A 15,928-nucleotide genomic window follows, 5' to 3' on the forward strand; every position below is an offset into this window, starting at 1 on the left:
TCAGATCCCCTTTTGCAGGAGCGCGCTGAAGCGACGCTTGCTGTCCTCGGTGATCGACTCGATTTCCGCCGCCGCCGCCGAGGACTCCTTGCGCAGTTCCTGGATCAGACTCAGGCTGCTGGCCTGGAAGTCCACCACGGCATCGGCCAGGGCCTTGACCGAGCTGGCCTTCAGGGTCGAGCCGTAGCCGGCCTTCAACGCCGCATTCAGCTGCTCGCCGCCGACCTTGGCCTGGATCTCCAGGCTGGAGTTGATCCCCTGGTTCATCGCATTCAGGGTGTTGGTCACTTCGGCCAGCCCGCCGGACGAAGTAAAGCCCGCTGCCAGGCCGGTCAGGACGATTTCGTTGGTGGCGAAAAAGCTCACGGCACGCTGGTACAGCCGCTCTTTCACGCTGTGGTACTGGCTCAGGCGCGCAAACACCAGCTCGGCCGCGTTGTAGGCGGTCTTCAACTGATCGGCGATATCGGTGATGATCTGGTAACGTTTGTCCTCGTCCTGCAGGTCGCGCAAGGCGACATCCCGTGCCAGTTCGAGCTTGGCCCGTTCGGTCGCTTCCAGCTCGGCACCCTCCAGGGCCGCGCCGGCCTCGGTCAGGCCCTGGCGCCCGCTATCCATCTTCGCCTGGGCGATTTTCTGCACTTCGCAGGCATCTATCTCGGCCGTTTTCATCGCCAGGCGATAGTCCTGATAGGCTTCGAGAATCAGGCTTTCCAGCTGGATCTGCTCATTGGCCGACTTCGCCACATCCAGGTAGTTCTTGCGAATGCTCTCGAAGCGATCCGGGATCGAACCGCGGCGCATATTCATCCAGCCCAGTTGGATGCGCTCGGAGAATTGCAGCTTGCCGTCGGCCATCCATTCCATCATCTGCCGGGCATCGGCCTGGATCGAATCGAAGCTGGCGGCGATATCGGCATAACGGGTGCTGACGTCCATGCTCTGCAACTTGTCGCGGACCACGGCATTGAACACCGTGGACTGTTGCAGCGTGGCAGCGATGGCGGTGACGCGGGTGGCGTCATACACCGATACCTGGTCCAGCAGTGCCAGCACGGGAGCATTCTGGTCCGGGAAAGTGATGCCGATGGAGCGCAAGGCAGACATGGAGCGTTCGAGGTAGTTCATGAGCATATTCCCTATACGGAGCCTTCCAGGGCTCCATCATCCTGCCAACGTGAACGCGAAATAATACCAGAGCGTCGTTATTGAAGTTCCCATCTGACTGCCGTTTTTTAGCAAAGTGCCACTACCGCCCTTCACTATTTGAAGGGCAGCTGCGCAAGCATCGCCCCACAAAAACGCCAATGCCCCGACAAGTCGGGGCATTGGTGGGAGAGCAACCGCTTCACTGCGTTTTCACGCAACCGATAGCGGGTTATTCGGCAGCCGGGGCTTCCGGCTTGCGGCGCTTGAGCGGCGCCATGCCGTCCTTGCTGACCAACGACAGGGCATCGGTCTTCGGCCGGTTGGCGATCTTGCGTTTGGTCGGTGCCTTGGCGGCCGACTTCTTCTTGTCGCCCTTGGCGTCGGTCTTTTTCTTCTTCACGCCGACAGCCTTGCCCGAAGCCTTGACCTTCTTCGGCCCGCCATAGGTGCCCTTGACTTCCTTGATGGTGCGGCGCTCGAAGCTCTGCTTGAGGTAGCGCTCGATGCTCGACATCAGGTTCCAGTCGCCATGGCAGATCAGCGAGATCGCCAGGCCGTCGTTACCGGCACGCCCGGTCCGACCGATACGGTGCACGTATTCGTCGCCGCTGCGCGGCATATCGAAGTTGATCACCATGTCCAGGCCGTCCACGTCCAGGCCGCGAGCGGCGACGTCTGTGGCCACGAGGATCTTCACCCCGCCCTGCTTCAGGCGGTCGATGGCCAGCTTGCGGTCCTTCTGGTCCTTCTCGCCGTGCAGGACGAAAGCCTTGTATTCCTGGGCCACCAGGCGGCCGTAGATACGGTCGGCCATGGCCCGGGTATTGGTGAAGACAATGGCTTTCTGATAGGTCTCGTTGGCCAGCAACCAGTTGAGGATCTGCTCTTTATGCTGGTTGTGGTCGGCGGTGATGATCTGCTGGCGCGTGGTGTCGTTCAGCTGGCTGACCGCATTGAGCTGCAGGTGCTCAGGGTTGTTCAGGACCTTGGCGATCATGTCGCGCAGGCCGGAACCGCCGGTGGTGGCGGAAAACAGCATGGTCTGCTGGCGGTTGGTGCATTCGTCCACCAGGCGCTGCACGTCTTCGGCAAAACCCATGTCGAGCATGCGGTCGGCTTCGTCGAGCACCAGCACTTCGACTTCTTTCAAGTCCAGGTTGCCGGCGTTCAGTTGCTCGATCATCCGCCCCGGGGTGCCGATCAGGATATCCGGCACCTTGCGCAGCATGGCGGCCTGGACCTTGAAGTCTTCACCACCGGTGATCAGGCCGGACTTGATGAAAGTGAACTGGGAGAAACGCTCGACTTCCTTGATGGTCTGCTGGGCCAGCTCACGGGTCGGCAGCAGGATCAGGGTCTTGATGCTGACGCGAACCTTGGCCGGGCCGATCAGGCGATTGAGGATCGGCAGGACGAACGCGGCGGTCTTGCCACTACCCGTTTGCGCCGTCACCCGCAGGTCACGCCCCTGCAACGCCAGTGGAATGGCCGCGGCCTGCACGGGCGTAGGCTCGACAAATTTAAGCTCGGCCACGGCTTTGAGCAGGCGTTCGTGCAGGGCGAATTCGGAAAACACGGGTGCTACCTCGAAGAAATACAAAATATCAGCGGCATAGGGTAACGGTTTCGAGCGCCGAGGCCGAGTTTCTTTGTGAAAAGCGCGACAAACAGCTCTGTTTTTGTGAGTGGATTTGTCTGTAACAGTCATCTTTGAAGTGTTAAATGCTCTAATCCCCCAGTTATTTCCTTCAGAAGATTCGTCATCCCCCATGGATATCAAACAGCTCTGGCTGCGCGCCCAGGACTTTTTCAGCGCCCTCGATCAACATCCCCTGCTGCAAACCGGGCTGGGCCTGGCCTTGTTGCTGATCGTGGCGCTGGTGCTCGGCCGGGTGGCGCGTTATGTGATCCTGCATACCGCCCGTCTGCTCGGGCGCCAGCCGGCGCTGCACTGGGTCAATGACCTGCTGCAGAACAAGGTCTTTCATCGCCTGGCGCAGACCACACCCTCGCTGGTGATCCAGTTCGGCCTGCACCTGGTACCGGAACTGAGCAAGAACGGCCTGATCTTCTTCGGCAATGTCGCGCTGGCCTTTACCTTCCTGTTCCAGGTACTGGCCATGAGCGCCCTGCTCAATGCCCTGCTGGATATCTACGCACGCACCGAACATGCGCGCACGCGCTCGATCAAGGGTTATGTGCAGTTGGCGAAGATGGTGCTGTTCGTGTTCGGCGCCATTGTGATCATCGCCACGCTGATCGACCGTTCGCCGCTGTTGCTGCTCTCGGGCCTGGGCGCCATGTCGGCGGTGATCCTGTTGGTCTACAAGGACACCCTGCTGTCCTTCGTTGCCAGCGTGCAGTTGACCAGCAACGACATGCTGCGGGTCGGCGACTGGATCGAGATGCCCCAGGTCGGCGCCGACGGCGATGTGGTGGACATCACCCTGCACACGGTCAAGGTGCAGAATTTCGACAAGACCATCGTCTCGATCCCGACCTGGCGGCTGATGTCCGAGTCGTTCCGCAACTGGCGCGGTATGCAGCAATCCGGTGGCCGGCGGATCAAGCGCAGCCTGTTCATCGACGCCGGCGCCGTGCGTTTCCTCCACGATGACGAAGAACAGCGGCTGAGCCGGGTGCGCCTGCTCACCGACTATATCGCTCGCAAGCAGGCCGAGCTCAAGGCCTGGAACGAAGCCCAGGGCAATGTCGCGGCGATGGCGGCGAACCGTCGACGCATGACCAACCTGGGGACCTTTCGCGCCTACGCCCTGGCGTATCTGAAGAGTCATCCGGAAGTACAGCCGGACATGACCTGCATGGTCCGCCAGATGCAGGCCACGGCCCAGGGTGTGCCGCTGGAGATCTACTGCTTCACCTCCACCACCGCCTGGGCCGACTACGAACGTATCCAGGGGGATATTTTCGATTACCTGCTGGCGGTGCTGCCGGAGTTCGGCCTGAGCCTGTACCAGCAGCCGAGCGGCAACGACCTGCGGGCCGGGATGTTGCCGGCGCTATTGGGCGCCAGCCATATTCCCGAGCCGCAGGAGCACGCGCTCTAGGCTTTGAGCGGACGCGCGCCCAGGCGGCTGATCCAGACTGCCGCAAGAATCACCAGGCCGCCGAAGAACAATCGCCCCAAGGGTTCATGCTGGTTCCAGATCAACAGGTTGATCAGCAGCCCCACCGGCACATGCAGGTTGTTCATCACCGCCAGCGTGGCGCCATTGACCAGGCACGCGCCCTTGTTCCACCAATACATCCCCAGCGCCGTGCTGACCAGTCCGAGGAACACCAGCACGCCCCATTGCAGCGGCCCCTCGGGCAGGTAGTGGGCCTTGCCGAACAACAGGAACGCCGGCAATGCCACCGCCAGCGCGCCCAGGTAGAAATAGCCGAAACGCCGGTAATGCGGCAGGTCGCTGGGATGACGCGCCACCAGGTGCTTGTAGAGCACCTGTCCGGCGGCATAGGTGAAGTTGGCCAATTGCAGCAGTAGGAAGCCCATGAAGAAATCCGGATTGATCCGGTCGTAGCGGATCACCGCCGCACCGGCCACCGCCACCAGTGCCGCGAGCAAGGCCCAGGGATTGAAGCGTCGGTTCAAGGCATCTTCGATCAGGGTCACGTGCAACGGTGTAAGGATGGTGAACAGCAGCACCTCCGGCACCGTCAGCACCCGGAAGCTCAGGTACAGGCAGACGTAGGTGACGCCGAACTGCAAGGCGCCGATCAGCAGCATGCCGCGCATGAACGCCGGCTCCACCTGGCGCCAGCGGGTCAAGGGAATGAACACCAGCCCGGCCAGCAGCACCCGCACCAGCACGGCAAAGTAGCTGTCGACATGACCGGCCAGGTATTCACCGATCAGGCTGAAGGAAAACGCCTGGAGCAGCGTGACGAAAAGTAGATAACCCATAAGCCCTCACATATTGCCGCCCATCCCACAAAATGAACGGGCCTGCCATCGAATGGCCGCGACCTTAGCGACTTTCTGCCGCGCAAGGAATCCGAGGCGAAAAAAAACCCGATCGGGCTGGGCGGCCGGATCGGGTTGCATGCACTCAGGGAGCAACCAGTGCAAAGGGAGGTTCTGCGCGTACAACTTGAAGGGGTTACTTGAAGAACTGTCGCTACTAAAACAATCGGCGATTAGCTGAACATTAAGCCCTCAAGCAACTTGGGCAATCCGCGCCTTGGCCTGGTTCAGGCCTTTTTCCTGGAAGTCGCCGCCCATGTTCAGGCCTTCGGCATGAATGAAGGTGACGTCGTGGATACCGATAAACGCCAGCACCTGGCGCAAGTAGGGTTCCTGATGATCGTTGGTGCCACCGGCATACAACCCGCCGCGCGCGGTCAGGACATAGGCTCGCTTGCCGACCAGCAGCCCTTGCGGGCCGGTGTCGGTGTACTTGAAGGTCAGGCCGGCCCGCAGCACATGGTCGAGCCAGGCCTTGAGGGTGCTCGGGATCGCAAAGTTGTACATCGGCGCGGCCAGCACCAGCACGTCCGCCGCCAGCAGCTCGTCGGTCAGCTGGTTGGAGCGCTCCAGCGCCGCCTTCTCGATGGCCGTACGTTGCTCGACGGGTTTCATCCAGCCGCCCAGCAGGTGGCTGTCCAGATGCGGCACCGGATCGGTTGCCAGATCACGGACAGTGATCGGATCGGCCGGGTGAGCGGCTTGCCATTGACCGATGAATTGCTGGGTCAACTGGCGGGAAACCGAGTCTTGCTGGCGGGCGCTGCTTTCGATGATCAGTACGCGGGACATGGGATGTAGGCTCCATCGCTAAGGGCGGTAAGTCGATGGAGTGAAGATTAAACAGCACTTAGCCGATAAAAAAGCCGAAAAAATGACTACAACCTATCTATAAATTTGTTGATAGGCGGAGCATGCTTGGCAGAATGCTCCTCGGGGGTCATTTCGCTACGCAGGTCAGTCCCAGGTTCAGCCGGATGATGCTGCGGGTGAATTTGGCGCTGGCATTCTTGCTCTTCCCGGCCGGCAGATCGAGTTTGCGGGTCCGTGGGGCCTCGGGCCCGTTACGGAACACCACGGTGCACAACGCGTCGGTTTTCCCGTAGTTGTTCACCTGGATGGAACCGATATCCGTATCGGTATCGAAGGTCGTGTAGTCGATGCTCAGGCCGTTGAGTTGTTTTTCGACCTCGATGGGATAGGCGAATGCCGTCAAGGGCAGCATGGCCAGCAACACACAACAGATTTTTCTCATTCGGCGGTCTCCATTAGGGACCGCCAGCTTAGGACAAGAGGAACCCAACTTGAAAGCGCCCCGCGTGACCCTTGATCAATGGCGAACGCTGCAGGCCGTGGTCGATCACGGCGGCTTCGCCCAGGCCGCCGAAGCCCTGCATCGTTCGCAGTCGTCCGTCAGCTATACCGTGGCCCGCATGCAGGATCAGCTCGGGGTGCCGCTGTTGCGCATCGACGGGCGCAAAGCCGTGCTCACCGAGGCCGGCGGCGTGCTGCTGCGGCGCTCCCGGCAACTGGTGAAACAGGCCAGCCAGCTGGAAGACCTGGCCCACCATATGGAGCAGGGCTGGGAAGCCGAAGTGCGCCTGGTGGTGGACGCCGCCTACCCCAATGCCCGCCTGGTCCGGGCGCTGACCGCGTTCATGCCGCAGAGCCGCGGTTGCCGGGTGCGCCTGCGCGAAGAAGTGCTGTCGGGGGTGGAGGAAGTCCTCCTCGAAGGCGTCGCGGACCTGGCCATCAGTGGCTTCAATATCCCCGGTTACCTGGGCACCGAGATGAGTGCGGTGGAATTCGTCGCCGTCGCCCACCCGGAACACGCCCTGCACCGCCTGCAACGCACCTTGACCTTCCAGGACCTGGAAAGCCAGCTGCAGGTGGTGATCCGTGACTCCGGCCGCCAGCAACCGCGCGATGTCGGCTGGCTCGGTGCCGAGCAGCGCTGGACCGTCGGCAGCCTGGCCACCGCCGCGACCTTTATCGGCAACGGCCTTGGCTTTGCCTGGCTGCCGCGACACATGATCGAACGGGAAATCCGGGAAGGCCTGCTCAAGGTGCTACCGTTGGATCAGGGCGGCAGCCGCCACCCGACCTTCTACCTGTACTCGAACAAGGACAAACCCCTGGGGCCGGCCACGCAGATTCTCATCGAACTGCTGCGCACCTTCGACACCGCGCCGCTGGACGCCCCCTTCGCCGCTCCCCAGCAAGCCTGACAGGACGTTGACCGATGGCCTATTTCGAACACGAAGGTTGTACGCTGCACTATGAGGAATACGGCCAGGGCACACCGGTGTTGCTGATACATGGCCTGGGGTCCAGCACCCTCGACTGGGAAATGCAGATACCGGCATTGTCAGCGCAGCACCGGGTAATCGTCATGGACATGCGCGGCCACGGTCGCTCCGACAAGCCTCGCCAGCGCTACAGCATCGCTGGGTTCAGCGCCGATGTAATGGCCCTGATCGAACACCTGAAACTGGACCCTCCGCACCTGGTGGGCCTGTCCATGGGCGGGATGATCAGCTTCCAACTGGCAGTGGATCAGCCGCAAATGTTCAAGAGCTTGTGCGTGGTTAACAGCGCGCCCGAGGTCAAGGTCCGCAAGCCCGGCGACTACCTGCAATGGGCCAAGCGCTGGAGCCTGGCCCGGCTGCTGGGTCCGAAGCGTATCGGCAAGGCCTTGAGCGTGATGCTGTTCCCAAAACCCGAACAGGCAGAATTGCGGCGCAAGATGACCGAACGCTGGGCAAGAAACGACAAACGTGCTTATCTCGCCAGCTTCGATGCCATCGTCGGCTGGGGTGTCCAGGAACAACTTTCACGGATTGCCTGTCCAACCCTGATCGTCAGCGCCGACCATGACTACACACCGGTCGCGTTGAAGGAAAGCTATGTCAAACTGATTCCCGATGCGCGTCTGGTGGTGATCGCCGACTCACGCCACGCCACGCCGCTGGATCAACCCCAGGTCTTCAACCAAACCCTGCTTGAGTTTCTAACCGCAGTCGAAACCACCACCCAGGATCACTGAACCATGCTGAAAAAAATCGCCCTGTTCACCGGCTCCGTCCTGTTCGCCGCCAACCTGATGGCCGCCACCGATGCCGCCAAGGCGCCCCATGTGGAACTGGTGACCACCAACGGCACCATTGAAATCGAGCTGGACCCGGTGCATGCGCCGATCAGCACCAAGAACTTCCTCGCCTACGTGGACAGTGGTTTCTATAACAACACCATCTTCCACCGGGTGATTCCGGGCTTCATGGTCCAGGGCGGCGGTTTCACCGCGCAAATGTCGCAGAAGCCGACCCAGGCGCCGATCAAGAACGAAGCCAGCAACGGCCTGCACAACGTGCGCGGCAGCTTGTCGATGGCGCGGACCTCGGACCCGAACTCGGCCACCAGCCAATTCTTCATCAACGTGAAGGACAATGACTTCCTCGACCCGGGCCGCGATGCCGGTTATGCGGTCTTCGCCAAGGTGGTCAAGGGCATGGAGGTGGTCGATATCATCGTCAACTCGCCGACCACCACCAAACAGGGCATGTCGGACGTGCCGTCGGACCCGGTGTATATCAAGTCGGCCAAACGGATCGACTAATGGCAGGCGCAAGCCACAGGCCGGGTGCCTCTGGCTTGCGCCGCTTCATCTTCAAGGAGAGCCCGCCTGACGGGCGTCAGAACCCATGCTCTATCGTCGTTTTGAACAACTGATCGATATTTTCCGCGACGCCCCCACTGCCGCTCCGCCAAACACTGTCCTGCCCTTCTACCTGTATTACCTGCGCCAGGTCTGGCCAAGCTTCGCCGCACTGTTGATCGTCGGCTTGTTCGCCGCGCTGATCGAAGTGGCGCTGTTCAGCTACCTGAGCCGGATCATCGACCTGGCCCAGGGCACGCCCAATACCGAATTCTTCCAGGTCCATGGCCGCGAACTGCTGTGGATGGCCGTGGTCGCCCTGATCCTGCGGCCGATTTTCTTCGGCCTGCACGACCTGCTGGTGCACCAGACCATCAGCCCGGGCATGACCAGCCTGATTCGCTGGCAAAACCACAGCTATGTACTCAGGCAGAGCCTCAACTTCTTCCAGAACGATTTCGCCGGACGCATCGCCCAGCGCATCATGCAGACCGGCAACTCGCTGCGTGACTCCGCCGTCCAGGCCGTCGATGCCATCTGGCATGTGCTGATCTACGTCATCAGCTCCCTGGTGCTGTTCGTCGAAGCGGACTGGCGCCTGATGATCCCGCTGTTGATCTGGATCGCCTGCTACACCGGCGCCCTGTACTACTTCGTGCCACGGGTGAAGGCGCGCTCGGTGATCTCCTCCGAGGCCCGTTCCAAACTCATGGGCCGGATCGTCGACGGCTACACCAATATCACCACCCTGAAGCTGTTCGCCCACACCCATTTCGAGCAGCAATACGCCCGTGATGCCCTGGTGGAGCAGACCGAAAAAACCCAACTGGCGGCCCGCGTGGTGACCAGCATGGACGTCGTCATCACCAGCCTCAACGGCCTGCTGATCGTCACCACCACGGGCCTCGCGCTGTGGCTGTGGACCCAGTCGCTGATCTCGGTCGGCGCCATTGCCCTGGCCACCGGACTGGTGATCCGTATCGTCAACATGTCCGGTTGGATCATGTGGGTGGTCAACGGCATTTTCGAAAATATCGGCATGGTCCAGGACGGTCTGCAGACCATCGCCCAACCGGTCAGCGTCACCGACCGCGAGCAGGCGCCGCGCCTGCGGGTCACCCAGGGCGAGGTGCGCTTCGAGCATGTGGACTTCCACTACGGCAAACGCAGCGGGGTGATCAGCGACCTCAACCTGACGATTCGTCCCGGGGAGAAAATCGGCCTGATCGGTCCGTCGGGGGCCGGCAAGTCGACCCTGGTCAACCTGCTGCTGCGGCTCTATGACCTGCAAGGCGGGCGGATCCTGGTGGATGGCCAGGACATTGCCGAAGTCGCCCAGGAAAGCCTGCGCGAACGCATCGGCATGATTACCCAGGACACTTCGCTGCTGCACCGTTCGATCCGCGACAACCTGCTCTACGGCAAACCCGATGCCAGCGACGCCGAACTCTGGGAGGCGGTGCGCAAGGCCCGGGCCGATGAGTTCATCCCGCTGTTGTCGGATGCCGAGGGCCGCACCGGCTTCGACGCCCATGTCGGCGAGCGCGGGGTGAAACTCTCCGGTGGCCAGCGCCAGCGCGTCGCGATTGCCCGGGTCCTGCTCAAGGACGCGCCGATCCTGATCATGGACGAAGCCACCTCGGCCCTGGATTCGGAAGTGGAAGCGGCGATCCAGGAAAGCCTGGAAACCCTGATGGAAGGCAAGACCGTGATCGCCATTGCCCACCGTCTGTCGACCATTGCCCGCATGGACCGCCTGGTGGTCCTGGAAAATGGCCGGATCGCCGAAACCGGCAGTCATGCCGAGCTGTTGGCCCATGGCGGCCTATATGCACGCCTGTGGCAGCACCAGACCGGCGGGTTTGTCGGTATCGATTGAACGTCACCATCGCCCCCGGAAGGGGGCGGTTGACCCATCAGGCCTGCCGGTAAGGCAGTGCCGCCTTCGCCTCTTCGGCATAGGCCAGGATGCCCACCCGTTCCTGTGCAAGGAAATCCTTCACCGCCGTGCGCAACCCCGGATGACGCAGGTAATGCCAGGAGTGGGTGATCACCGGCTCGAAACCGCGAATCAACTTGTGCTCACCCTGGGCACCGGCATCGAAGCGTTGCAAACCCTGGGCGATGGCGTAGTCCATGCCCTGGTAGAAGCAGGTCTCGAAATGCAGCCGGTCGAACTCCGCCAGACAGCCCCAGTAACGTCCGTAGAAACTGTCGCCGCCGATCAGGCTGAAAGCCATCGCCACGGGCCGCCCGCCCTGCTTGGCCAGGACCACGCGGATCGACTCGGGCATGCGCTCGGCCAGCAGGCTGAAGAATTCCCGGGTCAGGTAGGGCGTCTGGCGTCGCACCGCATAGGTATTGGCATAACAGGCGTAGACGAAGTCCCACTGGGCCTCGCTCAACTCGCGCCCTTCCAGCCATTGGAAATCGAAGCCCTGTCCGGCGACCTGCTCGCGCTCCTTGCGCATCTGCTTGCGCTTGCGCGAACTCAGGGTATCGAGGAAGTCCTGGAAATCCCGGTAGCCGCGGTTCTGCCAATGAAACTGGCAACCGTAACGCAGCAACCAGCCGGATTGTTCGCCCAGGGCGGCATCGGCCAGGGCATCGGTGAAGTTGATATGGGCGCTGGAAAGCTCTTCGATCTCCAGATAACCCGGCAACGCGGCCAGCAACTCGAAACCGTCCTCCGCCTTGGCCGCCAGCAATCGCGCGCCGCCCACCGGACTGAACGGTACGGCGGTCAACAGCTTGGGGTAGTAGGCGATGCCCGCGCGCTCGCAGGCCTCGGCCCAGCCGTGGTCGAACACATATTCGCCATAGGAATGCCATTTGCGATAACTCGGCAAGGCCGCCAGCAGCCGACCGTCCTCCACATGCAACAGATGCTCCGGCTGCCAGCCCGAGTGCGGACCGAGGCTGCCGCTGTCTTCCAAGGCACTCAGGAACCCATGGCTGAGGAATGGCTGGCCGTCGGGCACCAGCGCATCCCATTGCTCGGCAGCGACCTCAGAGAGGCTTTGCAGACGTTGTAACGGCATCGATATCCCCAGGCAGGTGCAACATGCAGAGCGAGTATCGCGCATGTGTGGCAGGAAGGGCGACAGGTAGAGCGGAAAACCGATAGCGGTCTGAAAGTCCGCCGGGAAGGGAATCTTAAAAACTATTTCATTGGACTTGAAAGTCGCCTGGGAACACCATTCCAGAAGGTTACAGAACAGCGGCCGGGCTGTTCGACCGAGAGCTTTGAGGGCAGGTAACGCGCAAGGACAGCCCCCTGAGCACGTCCGAAAGCCAGACAAAAAAACGCCCCGCGCGACAGAGCGTCGAGCGGGGCGCCAAAAGAGCGGAGCTTACAACAGTGGAATGGTGTAGCTGACGATCAGACGGTTTTCGTCCTGGTCAGTGGAAGCAACGGCGGTGCTGGTACGCCACATGGCGTTTTTCCAGGCGAAGCCAAGGTTCTTGAAGGTGCCTTCAGGAATCACGTAGGACAAGCTGATATCGCGTTCCCACTCGCTCTGGCTACCAGAAACGTTCGCAAGATTAATATTATCGCCGCGCAGGTAGATGATGCCGGCGGTCAGGCCAGGCACGCCAACCTTCGCGAAGTCGTAGGCATAGCGAGCTTGCCAGGTACGCTCACCGGCGCGGGCGAACTTCTGGATCTGCATGTCGGTGATGGTGCTGTTGGACGAGCCGTCACCCTGGTTCAACCATGGGAAGTCGCTGTCGCCCTTGGTGTACTGGTAACCACCACCGAAGGTGTGACCGGCAACCGAGTACAGCGCCAGGTAGCTGTACAGATCGTTATCGACTTTACCCTTGGCAGGACTCGCGGTGTTGGGGTAGTAGCCGGAGGTGTAGTAGGCAGAGTTATTACCGTTGGCGCCATTGTCACGGCTACGGTAGTAGCGCAGGTCGCTTTTCAGCGTGCCAGGACCGATAGCCCAGTTGTGCACCAGACCCAGGAAGTTCTGCGAGTAGAAGTCCTTCAGCTCGCCGTAGTAGTACGAAGCAACCAGATCCTTGGTGATCTTGTAGTCGGCGCCGCCGTAAAGGAACTTGTTGCTGAACTTGCCTTTGCTGAAGTCTGAAGAGCTGTTGGCACCGGCGATCGAAAGATCTTCGTCGTTGGTGGAGTTACGGCCCTTGGCTTTCTCGACCTGGCCGAGAGTCAGGGTCAGGTCCTTGATCTCGTTCGAAGTGATCTGGCCACCGGTGAAGGTTTGTGGCAGCAGACGACCATCGTTGTACTTGATCACCGGGTTGTTCGGCAACAAGGTACCGATCTTCAGTTCGGTCTGCGAAACGCGGACTTTACCGGTCAGGCCAACGCTACCGAAGTCGTTGACGGACTTGGCGTTGTTGCCACCGGTAGCCTCGCTTGGGAAAACGGTACTGCTGTAGTTCGTTTTGGTCGCGCCGTTGGAACCGCCACCGGTGTCCAGCCGAACGCCTTCCAGAGCGATCACATCAAGACCGAAACCCACGGTACCTTGGGTGTAACCGGAGTTGAACCGCAGATCGAAGCCTTGACCCCATTCCGAGGCCAGGCTCTGAGCGGGTTTATTGCTACGGTTATCGGTGTTGATGTAGAAGTTACGCAGACCCAGGGTCGACGTAGCGCCTTCGATAAAACCTTTCGCATCAGCTTGCCCATCGGCGTACGCCTGCTGGGACAAAACCCCTACGGCCACTGCCAGGGCCAAGGTGCACTTGTTCATTGTTTCGCTCCTCTGGATTCAAACTTTTTCGGGTCTATTTGTGGCGTCCGTTGCCATCACGCGGGTGCGCAGCCATTGCCGGGGCCTGACCTGCTTTGTTGGGAGGGAATCTTGGCGTGGGGTTATTTCAGAGCGGTTTCTGGTCGATTAAGGTTTTGTGACAGCGGAACTTTTTCCGACAGGCACAAATAATCGCAAAGCCCCGGTTTACGGGGCTTTGGCAGAAAAATAGTGGCTTTTTAGAACTATGGTTTTCCAGCATCCTGGCGCTGAGCCGCCAACTGGGCGGACAAGGCCTCGAGATTTTCGATCGGCGGTTCGGGCATATGCTTCAGGGTGGCCTGCATCAAGCGCATCTGACGGATAAAACGCCGGCAGTTGGGGCAGAACATCAAGTGATGGCGCACCATCAGGCGCTCCCGAAAGCTCAACTGGCCATCGAGATAGTCGCTGGAACGTGCCACTTGTTCCTTGCAGGTCAGCATTCGCCGGTCTCCTCAAAATGCTCCACGGTCGCGAAAACTTTCAAGCGTGCCCTGTGCAGCAGCACCCTGACATTGGAGAGCGAGATCCCCAGAAGATTACAGATCTCCTCCAACTCCAACCCCTGGCGTTCGCGCAACAACAAGACACTGCTCTGCAACTCGGACAAACTCAACAGCGTGTGCTCCAGGCACTGGCGCAGTTCATCCTCGCTGAGCAGGGCTTCGGGAGTGTCTTCATGCCAGGCGTGGGGGGCCAGTGCCCAGTGGCCGTCAGCGGCAAAGCGTTCGTCGCCGATGGTACCGTGGGGCGACGGCAGGTCATCGAGCAGCACTTCGCGGCGGTTCTGCTTGTAGCGATTCTTCGCCGCGTTGGCGGTGATGGTCAACAGCCAGGTCTTGAGACTGGAACGTCCCTGGAAGCCCGCCAGGTTGCGCACCACGGCCAGCCAGGCATCCTGGACCGCTTCATCGGCCTGGCGGCTGCCGACAATGGCATAGGCCACCGCGCGCATCGCGCTCTGGTAGGTGCTGACCAACTCCTTGTAAGCCCGTTGTTCGCCTGCCAGCAAGCGTTCGAGCAGTTGACTATCGTCCATTGCCGCCATTCACAACCTCGCGTTCGGATTTCCGGGACGTCATAGAGCATCAGTTTTTTTGCCGCTGCTCCATCCCCATGTTCAACACGAGAATAGCGATCGCTCCCTGAAACGCATCGGAACAAGGAAGCCCCCCTTCCCGCCTGGCGCGCACACGATGCCAGACGGGAGGGCGCCGATCAACGCTTGCGCAGGATCACGCTACCGATCGAATAACCGGCGCCGAACGAACTGAGCACGGCCAGCGAACCCGTCGCCAGATCGTCCTGGTTCTTGTGGAACGCAATCACCGAACCTGCAGAGCTGGTGTTGGCGTAAGTGTCGAGAATCACCGGCGCCTCTGCTTCCGTGGCCTCACGGCCCAGCAGCTTCTTGACGATCAGATGGTTCATGCTGAGGTTGGCCTGGTGCAGCCAGAAGCGCTTCACATCGCCGATGTTCAGCTGGTTTTCCTGCAGATGCGCGGCAATGAGTTCGGCCACCATCGGGCAGACGTCACGGAACACCTTGCGGCCCTCCTGGACAAACAGCTTGTCCGGGGCACCGATGCCCTCTTCCGCCGCGCGGTTGAGGAAACCGAAGTTGTTGCGGATGTTATTGGAGAACTGGGTCAGCAGCTTGGTGCCGACAATCTCGAACTGATAAGGCGAGGTCGCCAGGTCAGCCCGCTCCACCACCACCGCCGTCGCCGCATCACCGAAAATGAAATGGCTGTCACGGTCGCGGAAGTTCAGGTGGCCGGTACAGATTTCCGGGTTGACCATCAGGATCGCCCGGGCCTGGCCCAGTTGAATGCTGTTGCTGGCGGTCTGGATACCGAAGGTCGCCGAGGAACAGGCGACGTTCATGTCGAAACCGAAGCCCTGGATACCCAAGGCTTCCTGGACCTCGATGGCCACCGCCGGGTAGGCCCGTTGCAGGTTCGAGCACGCCACGATGACGCCGTCGATGTCCGCGGCGGTCTTGCCCGCGCGTTGCAGGGCCTGTTCGGCGGCACCGATGGCCATCTGGCAGAGGATCGACCATTCGTCGTTGGAACGCTCGGGCAGGCGTGGGCGCATGCGCTGGGGATCGAGAATGCCATCCTTGTCCATGACAAAACGGCTCTTGATACCGGACGCTTTCTCGATGAACGCGGCACTCGACTCGATCAGGGCCTGAACTTCGCCGCGCTCGATGGCAGCGGCGTTTTCGAGGTTGAACTGCTGCACATAGCTGTTGAAAGACTGCACCAGCTCCTCGTTGGAAATGCTGTTGGCCGGGGTGTACAGGCCGGTGCCGCTGATGACGACGTTATGCACGCTCGTTCCTCTATTCTGTTCAGGCAGAAG

15 protein-coding genes are annotated in these 15,928 nt (G+C 60.8%); 5 read left to right on the top strand and 10 right to left on the bottom strand.

Annotated elements, in window-relative coordinates:
• Together M5B42_RS03330 and M5B42_RS03335 are read right to left on the bottom strand one after the other, a co-directional pair.
• Window positions 1–1,128 carry a merozoite surface protein 3b gene (locus tag M5B42_RS03330; RefSeq protein ID WP_248745041.1) on the bottom strand — a complete coding sequence of 376 codons (1,128 nt, stop codon included), beginning with the start codon at window positions 1,126–1,128 and terminating at the stop codon, window positions 1–3.
• 250 nt (window positions 1,129–1,378) lie between these two features.
• Window positions 1,379–2,725, bottom strand: a complete 1,347-nt coding sequence (locus tag M5B42_RS03335) for a DEAD/DEAH box helicase (protein WP_177100033.1) — start codon at window positions 2,723–2,725, stop codon at window positions 1,379–1,381.
• Window positions 2,726–2,918: 193 nt separating this feature from the next.
• Between M5B42_RS03335 and M5B42_RS03340 the strand changes: the two genes are divergently transcribed.
• A complete protein-coding gene (locus M5B42_RS03340) occupies window positions 2,919–4,217 on the top strand; it encodes a mechanosensitive ion channel family protein (protein WP_177100031.1) in 1,299 nt (432 codons plus the stop codon).
• Here the strand turns inward: M5B42_RS03340 and M5B42_RS03345 are convergent.
• The 3 genes from M5B42_RS03345 to M5B42_RS03355 form a co-directional block, all read right to left on the bottom strand.
• Window positions 4,214–5,074 (bottom strand): carboxylate/amino acid/amine transporter, encoded by an 861-nt coding sequence (locus M5B42_RS03345; protein WP_177100029.1) that lies wholly within the window; start codon window positions 5,072–5,074, stop codon window positions 4,214–4,216. The two genes, M5B42_RS03340 and M5B42_RS03345, sit on opposite strands and share 4 nt — an antisense overlap.
• Window positions 5,075–5,326: 252 nt before the next feature.
• Window positions 5,327–5,926, bottom strand: a complete 600-nt coding sequence (locus M5B42_RS03350) for an FMN-dependent NADH-azoreductase (protein ID WP_103499816.1) — start codon at window positions 5,924–5,926, stop codon at window positions 5,327–5,329.
• 148 nt (window positions 5,927–6,074) lie between these two features.
• On the bottom strand, window positions 6,075–6,389 hold the full coding sequence (locus M5B42_RS03355; protein ID WP_248745042.1) for a 3-phosphoglycerate kinase: 315 nt from the start codon (window positions 6,387–6,389) through the stop codon (window positions 6,075–6,077).
• A gap of 49 nt (window positions 6,390–6,438) precedes the next feature.
• Between M5B42_RS03355 and M5B42_RS03360 the strand changes: the two genes are divergently transcribed.
• The 4 genes from M5B42_RS03360 to M5B42_RS03375 all read left to right on the top strand — a co-directional run bounded on the left by M5B42_RS03360 (window position 6,439) and on the right by M5B42_RS03375 (window position 10,668).
• Window positions 6,439–7,362 carry a LysR family transcriptional regulator gene (locus tag M5B42_RS03360; protein ID WP_100938915.1) on the top strand — a complete coding sequence of 308 codons (924 nt, stop codon included), beginning with the start codon at window positions 6,439–6,441 and terminating at the stop codon, window positions 7,360–7,362.
• 14 nt (window positions 7,363–7,376) lie between these two features.
• A complete protein-coding gene (locus M5B42_RS03365) occupies window positions 7,377–8,180 on the top strand; it encodes an alpha/beta hydrolase (protein ID WP_103499814.1) in 804 nt (267 codons plus the stop codon).
• A 3-nt stretch (window positions 8,181–8,183) separates the two neighbouring features.
• The gene (locus tag M5B42_RS03370; protein WP_103499813.1) at window positions 8,184–8,750 is read left to right on the top strand and encodes a peptidylprolyl isomerase; all 567 of its coding nucleotides are present in this window, start codon (window positions 8,184–8,186) and stop codon (window positions 8,748–8,750) included.
• Window positions 8,751–8,835: 85 nt separating this feature from the next.
• Entirely contained in the window at window positions 8,836–10,668 is a 1,833-nt protein-coding gene (locus tag M5B42_RS03375) for an ABC transporter ATP-binding protein (RefSeq protein WP_248745043.1), read from the top strand.
• A 37-nt stretch (window positions 10,669–10,705) separates the two neighbouring features.
• On the opposite strand, the gene M5B42_RS03380 is transcribed toward M5B42_RS03375, so the two are convergent.
• The 5 genes from M5B42_RS03380 to M5B42_RS03400 all read right to left on the bottom strand — a co-directional run bounded on the left by M5B42_RS03380 (window position 10,706) and on the right by M5B42_RS03400 (window position 15,898).
• Window positions 10,706–11,830, bottom strand: a complete 1,125-nt coding sequence (locus M5B42_RS03380; protein WP_248745044.1) for a GNAT family N-acetyltransferase — start codon at window positions 11,828–11,830, stop codon at window positions 10,706–10,708.
• A 312-nt stretch (window positions 11,831–12,142) separates the two neighbouring features.
• A complete protein-coding gene (locus M5B42_RS03385; protein ID WP_248745045.1) occupies window positions 12,143–13,516 on the bottom strand; it encodes an OprD family porin in 1,374 nt (457 codons plus the stop codon).
• A gap of 245 nt (window positions 13,517–13,761) precedes the next feature.
• The gene (locus tag M5B42_RS03390; protein WP_103498705.1) at window positions 13,762–14,001 is read right to left on the bottom strand and encodes a zf-HC2 domain-containing protein; all 240 of its coding nucleotides are present in this window, start codon (window positions 13,999–14,001) and stop codon (window positions 13,762–13,764) included.
• On the bottom strand, window positions 13,995–14,606 hold the full coding sequence (locus M5B42_RS03395) for an RNA polymerase sigma factor (protein ID WP_103498704.1): 612 nt from the start codon (window positions 14,604–14,606) through the stop codon (window positions 13,995–13,997). Before M5B42_RS03395 ends, M5B42_RS03390 begins: the two co-directional genes overlap by 7 nt.
• 170 nt (window positions 14,607–14,776) lie before the next feature.
• Window positions 14,777–15,898: a beta-ketoacyl-ACP synthase III gene (locus M5B42_RS03400; RefSeq protein ID WP_103498703.1), complete on the bottom strand. Its 1,122-nt coding sequence runs from the start codon at window positions 15,896–15,898 to the stop codon at window positions 14,777–14,779.
• Window positions 15,899–15,928 lie beyond the last annotated feature (30 nt).

The sequence above is a fragment of the Pseudomonas sp. MWU12-2037 genome, from assembly GCF_023242345.1.
GTDB lineage: Bacteria > Pseudomonadota > Gammaproteobacteria > Pseudomonadales > Pseudomonadaceae > Aquipseudomonas > Aquipseudomonas gingeri_D.

Excerpts from the sequence above, each read along its gene's own strand:
- M5B42_RS03375 (WP_248745043.1), top strand. The coding sequence starts at position 8,836 with ATGCTCTATCGTCGTTTTGAACAACTGATCGATATTTTCCGCGACGCC.
- M5B42_RS03390 (WP_103498705.1), bottom strand. The coding sequence starts at position 14,001 with ATGCTGACCTGCAAGGAACAAGTGGCACGTTCCAGCGACTATCTCGAT.
- M5B42_RS03345 (WP_177100029.1), bottom strand. The coding sequence starts at position 5,074 with ATGGGTTATCTACTTTTCGTCACGCTGCTCCAGGCGTTTTCCTTCAGC.
- M5B42_RS03370 (WP_103499813.1), top strand. The coding sequence starts at position 8,184 with ATGCTGAAAAAAATCGCCCTGTTCACCGGCTCCGTCCTGTTCGCCGCC.
- M5B42_RS03330 (WP_248745041.1), bottom strand. The coding sequence starts at position 1,128 with ATGAACTACCTCGAACGCTCCATGTCTGCCTTGCGCTCCATCGGCATC.
- M5B42_RS03350 (WP_103499816.1), bottom strand. The coding sequence starts at position 5,926 with ATGTCCCGCGTACTGATCATCGAAAGCAGCGCCCGCCAGCAAGACTCG.
- M5B42_RS03355 (WP_248745042.1), bottom strand. The coding sequence starts at position 6,389 with ATGAGAAAAATCTGTTGTGTGTTGCTGGCCATGCTGCCCTTGACGGCA.
- M5B42_RS03395 (WP_103498704.1), bottom strand. The coding sequence starts at position 14,606 with ATGGCGGCAATGGACGATAGTCAACTGCTCGAACGCTTGCTGGCAGGC.
- M5B42_RS03340 (WP_177100031.1), top strand. The coding sequence starts at position 2,919 with ATGGATATCAAACAGCTCTGGCTGCGCGCCCAGGACTTTTTCAGCGCC.
- M5B42_RS03365 (WP_103499814.1), top strand. The coding sequence starts at position 7,377 with ATGGCCTATTTCGAACACGAAGGTTGTACGCTGCACTATGAGGAATAC.
- M5B42_RS03380 (WP_248745044.1), bottom strand. The coding sequence starts at position 11,830 with ATGCCGTTACAACGTCTGCAAAGCCTCTCTGAGGTCGCTGCCGAGCAA.
- M5B42_RS03385 (WP_248745045.1), bottom strand. The coding sequence starts at position 13,516 with ATGAACAAGTGCACCTTGGCCCTGGCAGTGGCCGTAGGGGTTTTGTCC.